This window comes from Finegoldia sp. BIOML-A2 (assembly GCF_009678315.1).
Lineage (GTDB): Bacteria > Bacillota > Clostridia > Tissierellales > Peptoniphilaceae > Finegoldia > Finegoldia magna.
Genome location: NZ_WKZE01000004.1, coordinates 87,507 through 104,730, shown reverse-complemented (window position 1 = coordinate 104,730; position 17,224 = coordinate 87,507). Strand labels below are relative to the sequence as shown.

Genomic DNA, 17,224 nt, shown 5'->3' with positions numbered 1-17,224 from the left:
AGATTTCATGGAAGTTGTAATTATTACAGGAATGAGTGGAGCTGGCAAAAGTGCCAGTAGCGATATTTTTGAAGATTTAGGTTATTATACATTGGATAATATGCCGCCATCTCTTTTATTAAGTTTTATCGATTTGACTACAAAAAGCAAGAAAAAAATCAACAAAATAGCTTGCGTAGTGGATATTAGAGGTGGAGAATTCTTCGCTGATTTGATGAAGTCCATAACACTTTTGAAAAATCAAAGTATTGATGTTAAAATTTTGTATTTGGATGCATCAGATGAAATTCTAATCAGAAGATACAAAGAACATAGAAGGCCACATCCGTTGGCAGTCAATGGAAATATTTCAGAAGGCATAGCTAATGAAAGAGAACTTCTAAGTGAAGTCAGAAATTCAGCAGATTCAATCATCAACACTTCTAATTTGACACTGGGAGAATTGAGAAGAAAAATATTATCTGCATTTTCACTTAAAGATGTAGACACTAAACTAGCAATATCTGTAGTATCATTTGGATTTAAGCATGGAATTTTGCTGGATGCAGATTTGATATTTGATGTCAGATTTCTTCCGAATCCCTACTATATAGAAGAATTAAAAAAATCTTCTGGATTAAATACAGATATAAAAGAGTATGTATTTGGATTTGAAGAAGCAAATGAATTCTTGGATAAATTGGTGGATATGATGGAATTTTTGATTCCTAAATATTCAAAAGAAGGAAAAACAAACTTGGTTATAGGAATAGGATGCACCGGCGGAAAGCACAGGTCCGTTGCAATAGCACAAGCTTTGACAACAAGGCTTGAGGGAAATGGAGAAAAAGTTTATGTATCCCACAGAGACCAAAAATTTTGGTAAAAAAATAGTAACTATAGGCGGAGGAACAGGCAATTCTATATTGCTAAGAGGCGTCAAAAATTTCACATCAAACATAACGACTATTGTAACTGTAGCTGATGATGGTGGAGGAAGTGGGGTTCTCAGGGAAGATTTGGGAATGTTACCTCCCGGTGATATTAGAAACTGTCTTGTGGCACTTGCTAATACTGAACCTATAATGGAAAAATTAATAAATTATAGATTTTCAAATGGTCAATTAAAAGGTCAGAGCTTAGGGAATTTATTGATAGCTGCGATGAATGATATATGTGGCGATTTCAACGAGGCAATAAAAGAAATAAGTAACGTACTTGCGATTACAGGAAAAGTACTGCCAATGACTTTGGATAATGTCAAATTATTTGCTGAATTAGAAGATGGATCTACTATTGAAGGTGAATCGAACATCACGTTTTTGAATAGAAAAAACGGAGGTAAAATCAAACGAGTATTCACATCACCTAAACTGCTTTTGCCATTAAAAGAATCCATAGATAGCATAATGGATGCAGATATTGTTCTATTAGGACCAGGATCATTATACACATCTATAATTCCCAATCTTTTAGTAACAGACATATCACAAGCACTAAAAGAAACAAAGGCAGAAGTTGTGTACATATTGAATATAATGACACAACCTGGAGAAACTAATGGCTACAGCGTTACAGATCATGTAGTTGCCATTATTGATCACGCAAATTCAAACGTTATCGACAAAATCGTCGTTAATTCCAAGGAAGTAGACAAATACGCGAAATACAGATACAAATCAATTGAAAACTCTACGCCGATTTATATTACAGATGAAGATCGTGAAAATATGGAAAAATTAGGCATAGAAATCATAGAAGCTGATATATGTGATATTAGCTATGATTATATTGTGCATGATTCGAATAAATTGATGAAAACTATATTAGAAAGATATTAGTATGAATACGATTATTGAAAAATTAGACGGACAAAACAAAATACATGCACTTGAAAAAGCTGCAGATTTAATAAAAAATGGAAGTGTAGTTGCATTTCCAACAGAAACAGTATACGGATTAGGAGCAAATGGATTAGATGAAGAAGCTTGCAAAAAAATATTCGATGTCAAGAGAAGAAAAAGAGACAATCCACTAATCTTGCACGTAACTAACGATGAAATGGTCAGAAATTTATCGTCAGAAATCACTGAAGATCAAAAAAAATTGATGGATAATTTGTGGCCAGGTCCATTGACTATAATTTTCAAAAAAAGTGACAAGGTTAATGACGTTGTAAGTTGTGGAGGAAATACAGTTGCAATTAGAAATCCATCGGATGAAATCGCAAGATTTTTGATAGATAAATCAAATTGTCCAATAGCAGCTCCATCTGCTAATAAATCAGGAAGACCATCACCAACTAATGCACAAGATGTGTATAGTGATATGAAAGGTGAGATTGAAATGATTTTGGATGGAGGAAGTTGCAATATTGGAATTGAATCTACCGTTGTTGATTTGACAGAGAAACCTTACACCATACTTAGACCTGGTTTCTACACAAAAGAAGATTTGGAAGAGTATTTGGATGAGGTAGTTTATGATAAATCTTTAATTGATTCTAACACTATTCCAAAATCCCCAGGGCAAAAATACAAGCACTACGCACCTAAAACAAAACTCATAGTAATCAAAGGAAACATGGATAACATACAAAATTATGTTGATAACTTAGGAATAAATACCGATGAAATTGGATTTATACTCAGTGAAGAAACAGCAGAAAATGTAAACTTCAAAAATGTAAAAATTATTTCAAAACGAAATGATTATTTGAATTTTGCGCATAATATTTTCGCTTACCTCAGGGAATTAGACAAATTAAATTACAAATTATTAATTTGCGAAGGGGTAAATGAACAAAAAATGGGTATAAGTATAATGAACAGGCTTAAAAAATCTTGTGCCAATAACATAGAACTAATTTAGTATGTTATAATAAAGAGTATAAAGTTTATTTTATAGGAGGAATTATGAGTAAAGTAACTGTATTTGATCATCCGTTGATTAAACACAAATTAACGATTTTACGTGATAAAAAAACAGGAAGCAATCAATTTAGACAGTTAGTTTCAGAAATAGCAACTTTAATGTGCTATGAAGTTACTAGAGACTTTAAATTAGAAGATTGCGAAGTAGAAACTCCAATAGGAACAACTACCGGTCAAACTCTTAGTGGGAAAAAGTTGGGAGTAGTTCCAATTTTAAGAGCAGGTTTGGGAATGGTTGAAGGATTTTTGAGTGTACTACCAGCAGCAAAAGTTGGACATATAGGATTGTATAGAGATCCTGAAACATTAAAACCTGTTGAATATTATTGTAAATTGCCAAAAGATGTTGAAGAAAGAGATATTATCGTTGTGGATCCAATGCTTGCAACAGGTGGTTCTGCAGAAGCAGCGATTACTTTTTTAAAAGAGCATGGATGTAAGAACATCAAATTGGTTAATATCATAGCGGCTCCAGAAGGAATCAAAATGGTTCAAGAAAAGCATCCAGATGTAGATATATACGTGGCAGGTCTTGATGAAAAATTAAATGAACACGGTTATATCGTACCTGGTTTAGGGGATGCAGGAGACAGATTATTTGGTACTAAATAGCTTTAAGCTTTTAGTTATATACTTATGGTTTTAGAGTATTTTTCATATTCTAAAACCATCTCTAATTAGGAGGTGAAACAATGTCAGATACTGCTATATCAAAAATTAAAGAAGCTGAAGAGAAGGCTAAGCTTATTGTCGATGAAGCTAATGAAAAAAGAAAAAGCATTTTAGAGGATGCAAAATCAGAAGCTGAACAAAAATACAACGACATTATCAACGAAGCGCAAAAAGTTCGAAATGAAAAACTTGAATCTTCAAAAAATAAAGCAATTGAAGAATCAAAAGATTTGGAACAAAAAGCTAAGATGAATAACGAAGGTATTAAAAACATCGACATTGATACAGTTGAAGGACTTGTAGACAAAATCGTTGAAAGGATAGTGAGTTAATGGCTATTGTAAAAATGAGCAAATTTGATTTGTATTCATTTGATTATGATAGGGAAAAATTACTCGAAGATCTTCAAAAGTTTAATTATGTTCATATTGATGAAAAGAAAGTAGAAGACGAAAATCAAGGTGTAAGGAATTTAGATAATTCTGAACAAATTGTTAGCACTAGTGAAAAGCTTACCAAAGTAAAATGGGCTATAGATTTGCTTGAAAAGTATTCAGAAAAGCACAATAAGATAGACGAATTAAAACAAGGTAAGAAAACATTTAGACTAGATGAGCTTACTAAAAAAGCACTTGATTTTGACTTTGATGAACACTACAAAGAACTTTCATCTTTGGATAAACAACTAACTGAACTTGATCAGAACAATCAAACCTTGAACCAAAAAAAATCTGAATTAACTCCATGGGAGGAGTTAGATTTGGATATTTCAAAGATTGATGATTTTGAAAGGGTTAAGGTAGTTACAGGAACTGTAAGTGATAAATTCATCGATCAGTTGAAATTAAACACAAAAGATATTGAAGATATTTATATCGAAGAAATTTCTCGTAATTCAGGCTTTGTTTACTTGCTGGTTATCTCTAAGGATTATGAAAAAGCACAAGATATTCTAAGAGACAATGGATTTGTCAATATTAATATTAAAGCAAATGGACTTGTAAAAGATGAAATCAGAAATATTGACGAACAAATCATTGCAAATAAAAAGCAATACAAAGAAATAGAAAATCAAATTAAATCAAAAACAGATTTGACTGAACAATTTAAGATTTATCATGATTATCTCGAAAACAACAGCTTAAAAGAAGAAGCTACAAGCAAAATTAAGAGGACAGATAAGATTGATATTATCGAAGGATATGTTCCTACCGACAAGGAAAAAGATTTTGAAAATGTACTACAAAACTCATTGAATAATAAGTATTATTTGGAAATGAATCCAGCAGATAAGAATGATCCAAATGTACCAATTATTTTAAAAAACAGAGGATTTGCAAAAGCTTTTGAAAGTATAACGGGAATGTATTCATTGCCAAAATACAACGAAGTTGATCCAACACCATTATTGGCGCCTTTCTATTGTTTCTTCTCAGGAATGATGATTGGTGATTTGGGATATGGATTGATTGTATTTTTAGCAATAATCGTAGCTCTCAAGATTTTTAATCTTGATGAAAAGAAAAAACAATTCTTGAAATTCTTTATGTTCATATCAATTGCCTCAATGTTCTGGGGATACATTTATGGATCGTTCTTCGGTGGAATTATACCAATGACACCTATCATTGACACAAGCAAAAACGCAATGACTTTAATAGTTTTATGCTTAATCTTTGGTTTTATACATTTATTCTTTGCATTGGGAATCAAGGCTTACATGTTGATTAGAGATCACAAGCCTTTAGATGCATTTTACGATGTAGGGCTATGGTATTTAATTATTATTAGTATATTGATATTATTAACTGGTAACCTATTAGGATTACCTGCAATGGCAATGACAGTAGCAAAATGGATTGCAATTGCATCAGCTGTGGGGATAGTTCTAACAGCAGGAAGAGATGCAAAAAGCATTGGTGGTAAGCTTGGCTCAGGATTGTATTCGTTGTACGGAATATCTGGCTGGATTGGAGACTTCGTATCATATATGAGACTAATGGCATTGGGCTTATCAGGAGCATATATTGCTGTAGCAATTAATATGATTGTAAAAATGATGGCTGGATCAAGTATTATAGGATTTATATTTGGACTTATCGTATTTGTGGTATTCCAAGCATTTAACGCATTCTTATCGTACTTGTCAGCATACGTTCACTCTGCAAGATTGATTTTCGTAGAAATGTTCAATAAGTTCTACGAAGGTGGTGGAGTGCCATTCAAGAAACTTATAACAGAATCAGAATATTTTAACATAACAAACAAATAGGAGGATATTATGGAAAAATTCTTTTTAGAAAACGGTGGATTAGTTTTAGGAGTATTATCAGTAGTAATAGCAGTTTTATTCTCAGGTATGGGATCTGCTAAAGGTGTAGGTAGAGCAGGGGAAGCTGCAGCTGGAGTAGTTATTGAAGAACCAGAAAAATTCGGTAAGTCATTAGTACTTCAATTATTACCAGGTACACAAGGTTTGTACGGATTCGTAATTGGTATTTTAATTCTATTCAAACTTGCAGGTGGAAGTATTTCCTTAGCACAAGGATATGTTTACATTGCAGCAGCATTACCAGTAGGAGTTGTAGGATATTTCTCAGCAATTGCTCAAAGTAAAGTAGCAGTTAGTGGTATCAATATCTTAGCAAAGAATGAACCTCAACAAGCAAAAGGTATTATCTATGCAGTAATGGTTGAGTTATATGCCATCTTAGCATTCGCTATTTCATTCTTATTAATGAACCAAATCCAAGCTTAATGGTGATTTAGATGTCTAATTTAGATAATATAATTAATGAAATTCTTGAAGATGCAAAAAAAGAATCTGAACAAATTCTAAATAATGCAAATCAAGAAAAAGAAAAAATCATTGAAACTAAAATAGACCAGGCTAATCAAGAAAAAGATACAATATTAAACAAAGCAGAATCTGAAGCAAAAGGCGTGTACGATAGACACTTATCCCAAGTTGTTTTAAAATCAAGAGATAATGCGCTTTTTGCAAAACAAGAAGTAATCGATAGTGTTTTACAAAAAATTAAAGATAAATTAAAGAATATGTCACTTGAAGATTATAAAAAATACCTAACGAACAGTTTATCCAAAATGGATTTAAATAGTGATGATTTGTTAGTATTACAATCTGATAAGTATGATAGTTTGAAGAATGAAAACTTTAATGTAAAAATATCAGATGAAACTGTTGACAGCGGATTTTGTATTAAAAGAGGTAATGTATTAATCAATAATAATTTTTCTTCACTGGTCGATTCAATGAAAGATGAATTGGAAGTAGAAATTGCAAAAACTCTTTTTAAGAAGTAGGTGATAATATGAAAAAAGAAGATTTCATACATCAATCTGCTATAACTCGTGTCAAAGAAAAGGAATTGTTGAGTAAGAATGATTATGAAAGACTGATAGATGCAAGTAATTTAGAAGAAACTGTAAGATTACTTTCGGATTCAGTGTATCAATCAGAATTTGCAAAGCTTGATAATTATAAGAATTACGATGTTGCTTTGAAAAATGAGTTAAAAAAGACTTATAAATACATGTATGATATGAGTAGTTTCCAATTTCCTGTCGACTTAATGGCATTAAAATACGATTATCATAATTTAAAAGTGTTGATTAAAGAATATCTAAAAGATGAAGATTTTTCTTCAATGTTAAGTGATATAACTAGAATTGAATTCAAAAGCATGAGAGATTCAATTAGAGAAAATACTGAAATTGAAATGGAACATTTTGATAAAGTTATCAAAGATTCAATCGCTGATTACGAAGAAAACAAAGATCCTCAAATGGTAGATATTTATGCTGACAGAGAGTATTTTGTGGAAACTTCAGAAATTGCAAAACAAATTGATTCAGATTTGATAAATGAATACGTCGAAGATTTGATAGATTTTACTAATATTAAAACTTTACTTAGAGTTCAAAACCAAAAGAAAAGTTTAGAATTTTTGAAAAAAGTCATTATTCCAAATGGTAGTATTGAATCTGAAAAGTTTGAAAGTGAATTGCATTCTGAAATTACCGAAGATAGTCCATTATTCAAACAAGCTAGAATTTACTACTATGTAAAAGAAGCTATCAGTGAGTATAAGAAATCAAATAGTTTATCTGTCTTTGAAAAGGCAATGGATGATTATTTGATGGAAAAAATCAAAGAAATCAAAAAGGTTACTTATGGACCTGAGGTTTTGTTTGGATATTTATTTGCAAAAGAAACTGAAATTAAGAATCTTAGGATTATTTTTGTAGGAAAGATTAACTCATTGAAACCTGATTATATCAGGAGTAAGTTGAGGTTAAGTTATGCGTAAAAAAGTAGCTGTAGTAGGTGATAGAGATTCTGTATTGGTCTTCAAAGCTCTGGGAGTAGATGTTTTTGAATCTATTGAGAGCACAGACGCTAGAAAAACAGTTGATAGATTAGCAAAAGAAGACTACGGAGTGATTTTTATTACTGAACAAATAGCAGAAAAAATCAAAGAAACAATAGATAGATATAATGATAAAGTTTCACCAGCTATTATCTTGATACCTTCTAATCAAGGTAGCTTGAACATTGGAATGAACAGAATCAATACCAATGTCGAAAAAGCTGTTGGAGCGAACATTTTGTAAAGGAGAGCTTATATTGAAAGAAGGTAAAGTATTAAAAGTATCCGGACCTTTAGTAGTTGCTGAAGGAATGGAAAACGCAAGCGTATATGACGTTGTTGAGGTTTCAGACGATAAGCTCATTGGAGAGATTATTGAAATGAGAGGCGATAAAGCCTCAATTCAAGTATATGAAGAAACAACAGGAATTGGCCCTGGGGATAAAGTTGTATCTACAGGTCACCCACTATCAATTGAATTGGGACCTGGTATATTAGAGCAAATGTTTGATGGTATTCAAAGACCATTAAAATCATTGCAAGAAAAAGCTGGAGACTTCTTGTTAAGAGGAGTTAGCGCTCCATCATTAAACAGAGAAAAGAAATGGGAATTCAAACCTGTTAAGTCTGTAGGTGATGAAGTAGAAGCTGGAGATATTATAGGTGAAGTTCAAGAAACTGAAGTAATTGTTCACAAGATAATGGTTCCAGCTAATGTATCTGGTAAAATCAAATCAATTGAATCTGGAGAATTCACTGTTGATCAAACAGTTTGCGTTGTAGAACAAGATTCTAAAGATATTGAAATAAATATGATTCAAAGATGGCCTGTAAGAAATGGTAGACCTTACAAAGAAAAGGAAGATCCAATCAGACCATTGATCACAGGTCAAAGAGTTATCGATACATTCTTCCCAGTTGCAAAAGGTGGTACTGCAGCAATTCCAGGACCTTTCGGTAGTGGTAAAACAGTAGTTCAACACCAATTAGCCAAATGGGCAGATGCTGAAATAGTTGTGTATGTAGGTTGTGGAGAACGTGGTAACGAAATGACAGACGTTCTTAATGAATTCCCTGAATTGATTGACCCTAAGACTGGACAATCATTGATGAAGAGAACTGTTTTAATAGCGAACACTTCAAACATGCCAGTAGCAGCCAGAGAAGCAAGTATATACACAGGAATTACAATTGCTGAATACTACAGAGATATGGGCTATTCGGTAGCGATGATGGCTGACTCAACATCAAGATGGGCAGAAGCTCTTCGTGAAATGAGTGGTAGACTTGAAGAAATGCCTGGTGATGAAGGTTATCCTGCATACTTGGCATCAAGAATTGCTGATTTCTACGAACGTGCTGGTAAAGTAAAGTGTTTAGGTAGTGATGGAAGAGACGGATCATTGACAGTTATCGGTGCGGTATCTCCTCCAGGTGGAGATATTTCAGAACCAGTTACACAATCAACACTTAGAATTGTAAAAGTATTTTGGGGATTGGATTACGCATTAAGTTACATGAGACACTTCCCAGCAATAAACTGGATTAACTCTTATTCATTGTATCAAGATAAAATTGACGAATATTTGGATGGTAACGTAGATAGTAATTTCTCAGATTATAGAAAACAAGCTATGAAATTATTACAAGAAGAATCATCTTTATTAGAAATCGTAAGATTGGTTGGACGTGATTCATTAAGTGATGAAGACCAAATCAAACTTGAAACTTCAAAATCATTAAGAGAAGATTTCTTACAACAAAACGCATTCCACGAAACAGATACATTCTGTTCATTGGACAAACAAGCAAAGATGTTGGATTTGATCTTAACATTCCACAAGGAATCTTTGGAAGCTTTGGATGAAGGAGCTTATGTATCTGAAATTTCAAAACTTGCTGTAAGAGAAAAGATTACACGTTCTAAAAATATTCCAGAAGATGAACTACAAAGATTTGAAGAAATTAAACAAGAAATTAAATCACAAATTACCGATTTAGTTAATGGAGGTGAACGTTAATGATTAAAGATTATAATTCAGTAACAGAAGTAGTCGGACCATTAATGGCGGTAGAAGGTGTAGAAGGCGTAAAGTTCGATGAACTTGTTGAAATAGAATTACAAGATGGAGAAAAAAGACGTGGTCGTGTTGTAGAAATTGACCACGATGTAGCAATGGTTCAAGTATTCGAAGGTACATCAGGAATTAACTTACAAGAAACTACAGTAAGATTTTTAGGTAGACCTTTGGAACTGGGAGTATCTGAAGATATGATTGGTAGAGTATTTGATGGTTTAGGTAGACCAATAGATAATGGTCCTAAAATTATTCCAGAAGATAAAGTGGACATCAATGGTTCATCTATCAACCCTGTATCCAGAGATTATCCATCAGAATTTATAGAAACAGGTGTATCTACAATTGATGGTTTGAATACTCTTGTTAGAGGACAAAAACTTCCTATATTCTCAGGATCAGGTCTTCCTCACAACAAATTGGCAGCTCAAATAGCAAGACAAGCAAAAGTTTTGGGTAAAGATGATAAATTCGCCGTAGTATTCGCTGCGATGGGAATAACATTTGAAGAAGCACAATATTTCATCGGAGACTTTAATAAAACAGGCGCTATCGACAGAGCAGTATTGTTCATGAACTTAGCTGATGACCCAGCAATTGAACGTCTTTCAACTCCAAAGATGGCACTAACTTGTGCAGAATTCTTGGCTTTTGAAAAGGGAATGCACGTATTAGTAATCATGACAGACATGACAAACTACGCAGAAGCACTTCGTGAAGTATCTGCTGCCAGAAAAGAAGTTCCAGGTCGTAGAGGATATCCAGGATATTTGTACACTGACCTTGCAACTTTATATGAAAGAGCTGGAAGAATCGTAGGAAGAGAAGGATCTATCACTCAAATTCCTATCTTGACAATGCCAGAAGATGATATTACTCACCCAATACCAGACTTGACAGGATACATTACAGAAGGTCAAATTATACTTTCGCGTGAATTATACAAGAAAGGATATGAACCTCCTATTAATGCTATTCCATCATTATCAAGACTTAAAGATAAAGGTATTGGTAAAGGCAAAACAAGAGAAGACCACGCAGATACAATGAACCAAATCTATGCAGGATATGCGTCTGGACTTGATGCAAAACAATTATCTGCAATTCTTGGGGAATCTGCATTGAGTGATGCTGACAAAGCATTTGCAAAATTTGCTGAAAGATTCGAAAGAGAATATGTAGATCAAGGTTATTATACTGATAGATCAATTGAAGAAACTCTTAATATCGGCTGGGATTTATTAAAAGAAATACCACGTACAGAATTGAAGAGAATTAAAGACGAATTGATAGATAAATATATTGGAAATGGTGAAGGGACTGATGAGTAATGGCAAGACTCAACGTCAATCCTACAAGAATGGCTCTGTCGGAGCTAAAAGCTAGACTCAAAACATCTTCCAGAGGTCATAAGTTATTAAAAGATAAACAAGACGAACTTATGAGACAATTCATCGACATGATAAAAGAGAACAAAGCTCTAAGAGAAAAAGTTGAAGAAAAACTTCAAAACTCATTCAGCGATTTTCTAATGGCAAGTGCAATAATGAGTCCAGAGTTTTTGGATGAAGCAGTATCATTTCCTAAAACAAAGGTAAATGTAGATATTGAAACTAAAAACGTAATGAGTGTAATTATTCCGCAAATGAAATTCTCTCGTGAAGGTGAAGCTGATTCTAGTGAAATATATCCTTATGGATATGCTCAAACATCACAAGATTTGGACTTGGCAATTGACTCATTGAATTCAGTTATGGATGATATGTTGGAATTAGCTCAAATCGAAAAAGCTACACAATTAATGGCGGATGAAATTGAGCAAACTAGAAGAAGAGTAAATGCTTTGGAATATAGAACAATTCCTGATTTGGAAGAAACAATTAAATATATCAGAGCAAAGCTTGATGAAAACGAACGTGCTAATATTACAAGACTTATGAAAGTCAAAGATATTATCGCAAAACAAGAAAACGAAGCATAAAAATAAGACTGGGTAAAATAATCTTAGAATTAGATTACTCAGTCTTTTTTTATGGTAATATAATTAGTAGAATAAAAAATATGTAGAGGACAGTATGAAGATTATAATTTCACCCGCAAAAACATTTAAAATTAGAAAAATTAAAAACAAAAATTGTAGTTGTCTATATGAAAGCAAGAAAAATGAGCTAGTTTCGATTATAAAAGAAAAATCAGCCGAAGAACTTAAAAAATTGTGGAAATGTTCCGACAAAATAGCAGAGGAAAGTTACAACCTTTATCAAAATTTCGATGAGGCACCAAAAGGTTGTGCGATATTAAGCTTTGACGGAATACAATATCAATACATGGATGTTAACTCATTGGATGAAAAGCAATTAGGATATCTGGAAGAAAATCTCAGAATATTATCGGGACTTTACGGAATACTTAGACCATTAGATGAAATATCAAAATATAGATTGGATTTTGAAGACAAATTAATTAATCTGTATGAATTTTGGGAAGATGAAATAAGAAATCACTTTAAAGGTGAGGAAATAATAGATTTGGCATCAAAAGAGTATGGTCAGAATATTTACAAATACTTAGATAAAACGCCAGTTAAGATTGATTTTAAAGAAGAAGTATTTGTAGAAGGAGATATTAAATTAAAGACAAAAGCAACTCCATCTAAAATTCTTAGAGGTAGAATGGTAAATTATATGGCAAGAAATAATGTTGAAGATATTGAACAATTGAAGAAGTTCTCTTGTGATGGATATAATTATTCTGAAGATTACAGTGATACAAATAAACTTGTTTTTGTGAAATCAAAAGTGTCTGATTAATAAAAAAAGACTTTGTTTGTAACATGTGTTAAACAAAGTCTATTTTTTGATTTTTTTGATTTTTGTTTTGTATTTGTTTCTATAATCGTTAGGTGTAACTTTCACCACTCTACGAAATGCCTGATCGAAATAAGATTGTGAATTGAATCCACAGAGTTTTGCTATATCGTTGATTGGCTTGTTTGATGTTTTTAATAACAACATCGCAGATTCCATTCTTCTGTTTAGCAAAAATTGCATTGGAGTTTTACCGTAATGATTTTTGAATTCGTGTATTAAATGTGACTTAGATACCATAAATTTTTCTGAAATAGAATCTAGTGTGATTTCTTGATTGAAATTTTCATAAATATAATCTTCGACATGTTTAGTAAATGAATCTTGTGCAGGATCATCCATTGTGAATTTTAAATCGCCACGTCTTTGAATTTCTGTAATCAAAATACTAATCAAACAAGAGCACACTCTTTGATATCTAAATCTCTTGTACTTGGCTTCTTCCAATATTTTGTTGATATAGTACAAAATTACCATATCACGGTCGTTGATGTGATTGTGTTTGATACTAAGAACTGCTTTATCTTTTTGTTCTGTATCGAAAGATACTTCAGAAATAGCTAGTGTATAGAACTCAAAACTTTCTGATTTAGAAATTTCTGTAATTCTGGAACCTTGATTTACTATTAATACATCAAAAGGAAGAATTTCTATCTTTTTGTCATTTACAATAAAAGTTCCATTTCCTTTAAGACAATAGTACATTTGATAAAAAGGAAGTATTCCTCTTTTCATTTCTTCATTCATTTTAAGTTCTGTTTTAGAAATAAATAATAACTTGATGTACAAATCATCTCTAGGCTCAATCTTGTAAAATTCACTATTCATTTTCTTTTTCCACGCAATCCTTGCATATTCCGTTAATCAAAATATTTGTAGAATTGATTTTGAATCCTTTCAAATCGGAACTTTCAACAGTATTTTCCGTATTAAAATTGTAAATCTTGCCACATTTATCACATTTAAAATGTCCATGAGTTTCAGTCGTTATGTCGTATCTTAGCTCTGAGTTATCGATGTTAAGTTCAGATACAATACCAGCTTTCACGAAGACTTTAACTGTATTATAGATAGTTGTTCTAGATAATGTAGTCAATTTAGGAGCTAAATTTCTGTAAATATCATCTACAGTTGGATGAATATGATGATTTTCCAAATAATCTAAAATTACAATTCTTTGATATGTAGGTTTAATACCATTGTCTAGTAATTTTGTTCTTAAATAATTTCCATTGTTTTCCATAATAATTTCCTTTCAAATAACGCTTTTTATTATATCAGCTAGAAGATATCCAAGTCAAACCACTTGAAATATATTTGACTTCAATGTAGAATATATAGGATAAAAAATCAAAGGAGTGTTTTATGAAAAGAATTATTGGAGTAGACGAAAAAGTATCTCCAAAGATGCTAATACCTCTAAGTATTCAACATACTTTCGCTATGTTTGGAGCGAGTGTATTGGTGCCTATAGTTTTGGGGATTAATCCTAGTATTGTTTTATTGATGAACGGTATAGGTACACTGTTATTTATTTTGATAACAAAAAGAAAAGCACCGGCGTATTTGGGAAGTAGTTTTGCCTTCTTAGGACCAGCAACCATAATAATTGGACAATCGGGATTTCGTTATGCACAGGGAGCTTTCGTTGCAATAGGACTTATTGGATGTATTTTAGCATACATAATTTATAAATTTGGAACGGATTGGATTGATGTTGTTTTGCCACCTGCTGCTATGGGAAGTGTTGTAAGTTTGATAGGATTTGAACTCGCACAAGCAACTGTTTCTGGTGGTAAGATCGGTGCAAATATTATGACGGATACAAGAACTACAAACGATGTTATAGTTTTCTTGGTCACATTATCAGTAGCAATCTTAGGTTCTGTTTTATTCAAAAAATTCTTAGCTACAATACCGATATTAATCGCAATTATAACAGGTTATATTGTAAGTGTAGCATTAAAAATGGTCGATTTTACACCGGTAATGCAAGCATCATTATTTACATTGCCTAAATTTCAACTTCCAATATTTGACCTAAAATCTATAATCACAATGTTGCCTGTAATTTTGGTAATAACAAGTGAACACATTTCACACCAAGTAGTTACAAGTAATATCATAGGAAGAGATTTATTAAAAGAACCCGGCCTTCATAGATCGATTTTTGCAGACAACTTTTCAACTGCAATATCTGGATTTATAGGCGGAGTTCCAACAACAACTTACGGTGAAAATATCGGCGTAATGGCAATTACTAAAGTTTATTCAGTTTATGTAATTGCAGGAGCTGCTTGTATATCAATTTTAATGGCATTTATTGGACCATTATCAGCACTTATTTCATCAATACCAGGAAATGTAATAGGTGGAGTAACATTCTTACTTTACGGCATGATAGGAACAAGTGGTATCAGATTATTAGTAGATCAAAAAGTAGATTACTCACAATCCAAAAACTTAATATTAACTTCTGTAATATTTGTAACTGGACTTTCAGGATTGAAAATAAACTTCTTGGGAGTATCATTATCAGGAATGGTTCTAGCATCAGTTGTTGCAGTAGTATTGAGCTTATTATTCTATGTCTTTGATAGATTGGGAATAATGAACGATTAGTAAGTATAATTAGTGGACTTTTATTAGTTCACTAATTTTTTTTATTGAAAAATAGCATTAGTATCATTTTTTCGCAAGTTTATGTATAATTTTAGTATGAAGGTTTTAATTATAGAAGACGATAAAATAATTTTAAATTCACTTAAAAAATATTTAGAAAATTGGGAATATGAAGTGTTCACAAATTCTGGAATAGATATTATGGAGGATGTCAAGAATATAAAGCCAGATATAATATTGATGGATATTATACTTCCTAGTTTTAACGGATATTTTTGGTGCGAAAAAATACGAAAAACAACTGATATTCCAATAATTTTCATATCTTCAAAATCAGAGGATTTGGATATAATAATGGGAATGCAGATGGGAGCTGACGATTATATTACTAAGCCATTTAATTTTGATGTACTTATGGTAAAAATCAACGCCGTAATGAAAAGATATTACGGAAACAACATCATCAAAAGCGTTTTGGAGTTTAATGAAGTCATGCTTTTTGTGAATGAATTCAGATTAGAATTCAATGACAAAGAAATTAACCTCACAAAAACAGAAATGCTAATTTTAAAATCGCTATTTGAAGCTAAAGGTGAAATAGTCACTAGGGAAAAATTGATGGATAAGTGTTGGCAAAATGATTTTTTCATAGATGATAATACTTTAGCTGTGAATATCAATAGAATAAGAAAAAAATTAAACAAACTTGGCTTGGACGATTTCTTGTTGACTAAGAAATATTCAGGCTACTATTTAAATGATGGAAGAAATTAAAATGGATAAATTAATGTGTTTTTTAAAGAAAAATATCAATTCTATTTTGTTTTTTGTGTCAATAAATGCTATTTATTTTATTGTTGTTTATTTGAACAATGTAGACCTAAAAGTGTTTTTACAAGGTTTTGAAATCTGTTTGATAGTATTTTTAATTTATTTGGTGATTAAATACTTAGATTTTCAAAAGGAATTGTCAAAAGATGAGAAAATAGAAGATTTGGAAATGCAAATTGAAAATATTAGAAATCAGTATATTTCTTGGCAAAAAGATATCCAAGAATATTTCTCTATGTGGGTACATCAGATTAAAACACCGATAACTTGCTTGGAAATTCTGACAGATGATAATAAAGAAATGAAAATGCAACTAAAATCAATCGACAATTACACGAATATGGCTATAAATTATTTGAAGTTAAATTTGCACGAAAAAGACATGGATATAAGCGTTGTAAATGTGGATAATTTACTGAATATTTTGGTCAAAAAATACTCACTTTTGTTTATAAACTCACATATTAGCTTGGATTTTAGAAAACACGACATAAAATGCATTACAGATAGCAAATGGTTAAGTGTTTTATTGGAACAAATCCTCTCTAATGCGATTAAATATTCTGAAAATTCACAAATTATCATAGATTCATTCAAAAAAGATAATTCAGTAGTGATTTTAATTGAAGACAAGGGAATAGGGATTCCAGAAGAAGATATCAATAGAATTTTTGATAAAGGATATTCGGGATTTAATGGAAGATTGAAACAAAAATCAAGTGGTTTGGGATTGTATTTGGCGAAATCTATCGCAGATAAACTAGATATTACATTGAAAGTCGACTCTGTTGTAGGTCAAGGTAGTAAATTTTATATTATTGTGAATAACTAATCTTACAATTTTGTAAGAT

19 protein-coding genes are annotated in these 17,224 nt (G+C 31.7%); 17 read left to right on the top strand and 2 right to left on the bottom strand.

The window, feature by feature from the left end:
• Positions 1-7 precede the first annotated feature (7 nt).
• From rapZ to yaaA, 14 genes are all read left to right on the top strand, one after another.
• Positions 8-865 (top strand): RNase adapter RapZ, encoded by an 858-nt coding sequence (gene rapZ, locus GKF99_RS05375; protein WP_094207342.1) that lies wholly within the window; start codon positions 8-10, stop codon positions 863-865.
• Complete coding sequence (locus tag GKF99_RS05370) at positions 834-1,820, top strand: YvcK family protein (protein WP_094207341.1); 987 nt, start codon at positions 834-836, stop codon at positions 1,818-1,820. Before rapZ ends, GKF99_RS05370 begins: the two co-directional genes overlap by 32 nt.
• A gap of 1 nt (position 1,821) precedes the next feature.
• Positions 1,822-2,850 carry an L-threonylcarbamoyladenylate synthase gene (locus GKF99_RS05365; protein ID WP_094207340.1) on the top strand — a complete coding sequence of 343 codons (1,029 nt, stop codon included), beginning with the start codon at positions 1,822-1,824 and terminating at the stop codon, positions 2,848-2,850.
• Between the two features lie 44 nt (positions 2,851-2,894).
• A complete protein-coding gene (gene upp / locus GKF99_RS05360; RefSeq protein ID WP_094207339.1) occupies positions 2,895-3,524 on the top strand; it encodes a uracil phosphoribosyltransferase in 630 nt (209 codons plus the stop codon).
• An 80-nt stretch (positions 3,525-3,604) separates the two neighbouring features.
• The gene (locus tag GKF99_RS05355) at positions 3,605-3,916 is read left to right on the top strand and encodes a hypothetical protein (RefSeq protein ID WP_094207338.1); all 312 of its coding nucleotides are present in this window, start codon (positions 3,605-3,607) and stop codon (positions 3,914-3,916) included.
• Entirely contained in the window at positions 3,916-5,856 is a 1,941-nt protein-coding gene (locus GKF99_RS05350) for a V-type ATP synthase subunit I (protein WP_154272816.1), read from the top strand. The genes GKF99_RS05355 and GKF99_RS05350 overlap by 1 nt, the downstream gene beginning before the upstream one ends.
• 9 nt (positions 5,857-5,865) lie before the next feature.
• Positions 5,866-6,342, top strand: a complete 477-nt coding sequence (locus GKF99_RS05345; protein WP_002836815.1) for a V-type ATP synthase subunit K — start codon at positions 5,866-5,868, stop codon at positions 6,340-6,342.
• 11 nt (positions 6,343-6,353) lie between these two features.
• Positions 6,354-6,908, top strand: a complete 555-nt coding sequence (locus tag GKF99_RS05340; RefSeq protein ID WP_094205952.1) for a V-type ATP synthase subunit E — start codon at positions 6,354-6,356, stop codon at positions 6,906-6,908.
• Positions 6,909-6,916: 8 nt separating this feature from the next.
• Complete coding sequence (locus GKF99_RS05335) at positions 6,917-7,915, top strand: V-type ATP synthase subunit C (RefSeq protein ID WP_094224888.1); 999 nt, start codon at positions 6,917-6,919, stop codon at positions 7,913-7,915.
• Positions 7,908-8,219: a V-type ATP synthase subunit F gene (locus tag GKF99_RS05330; RefSeq protein ID WP_002836812.1), complete on the top strand. Its 312-nt coding sequence runs from the start codon at positions 7,908-7,910 to the stop codon at positions 8,217-8,219. Before GKF99_RS05335 ends, GKF99_RS05330 begins: the two co-directional genes overlap by 8 nt.
• 13 nt (positions 8,220-8,232) lie before the next feature.
• Positions 8,233-9,996: a V-type ATP synthase subunit A gene (locus GKF99_RS05325; RefSeq protein ID WP_154272815.1), complete on the top strand. Its 1,764-nt coding sequence runs from the start codon at positions 8,233-8,235 to the stop codon at positions 9,994-9,996.
• Entirely contained in the window at positions 9,996-11,384 is a 1,389-nt protein-coding gene (locus GKF99_RS05320; protein WP_094205950.1) for a V-type ATP synthase subunit B, read from the top strand. Before GKF99_RS05325 ends, GKF99_RS05320 begins: the two co-directional genes overlap by 1 nt.
• The gene (locus GKF99_RS05315) at positions 11,384-12,034 is read left to right on the top strand and encodes a V-type ATP synthase subunit D (RefSeq protein ID WP_094209964.1); all 651 of its coding nucleotides are present in this window, start codon (positions 11,384-11,386) and stop codon (positions 12,032-12,034) included. Before GKF99_RS05320 ends, GKF99_RS05315 begins: the two co-directional genes overlap by 1 nt.
• 94 nt (positions 12,035-12,128) lie before the next feature.
• Positions 12,129-12,863: a peroxide stress protein YaaA gene (yaaA, locus tag GKF99_RS05310; RefSeq protein WP_154272814.1), complete on the top strand. Its 735-nt coding sequence runs from the start codon at positions 12,129-12,131 to the stop codon at positions 12,861-12,863.
• Positions 12,864-12,902: 39 nt separating this feature from the next.
• Here yaaA and GKF99_RS05305 read toward each other — a convergent pair whose 3' ends face one another.
• Together GKF99_RS05305 and GKF99_RS05300 are read right to left on the bottom strand one after the other, a co-directional pair.
• On the bottom strand, positions 12,903-13,748 hold the full coding sequence (locus GKF99_RS05305; RefSeq protein ID WP_154254541.1) for an AraC family transcriptional regulator: 846 nt from the start codon (positions 13,746-13,748) through the stop codon (positions 12,903-12,905).
• Positions 13,741-14,163, bottom strand: coding sequence for a Fur family transcriptional regulator (locus GKF99_RS05300; RefSeq protein ID WP_154272813.1), 423 nt, complete (start codon positions 14,161-14,163; stop codon positions 13,741-13,743). Before GKF99_RS05300 ends, GKF99_RS05305 begins: the two co-directional genes overlap by 8 nt.
• Before the next feature lie 122 nt (positions 14,164-14,285).
• Between GKF99_RS05300 and uraA the strand changes: the two genes are divergently transcribed.
• From uraA to GKF99_RS05285, 3 genes are all read left to right on the top strand, one after another.
• A complete protein-coding gene (uraA, locus tag GKF99_RS05295; protein WP_094207330.1) occupies positions 14,286-15,542 on the top strand; it encodes a uracil permease in 1,257 nt (418 codons plus the stop codon).
• A gap of 81 nt (positions 15,543-15,623) precedes the next feature.
• On the top strand, positions 15,624-16,316 hold the full coding sequence (locus GKF99_RS05290; protein ID WP_154272812.1) for a response regulator transcription factor: 693 nt from the start codon (positions 15,624-15,626) through the stop codon (positions 16,314-16,316).
• Position 16,317: 1 nt separating this feature from the next.
• Positions 16,318-17,205, top strand: a complete 888-nt coding sequence (locus tag GKF99_RS05285; RefSeq protein WP_241673572.1) for a sensor histidine kinase — start codon at positions 16,318-16,320, stop codon at positions 17,203-17,205.
• Positions 17,206-17,224 lie beyond the last annotated feature (19 nt).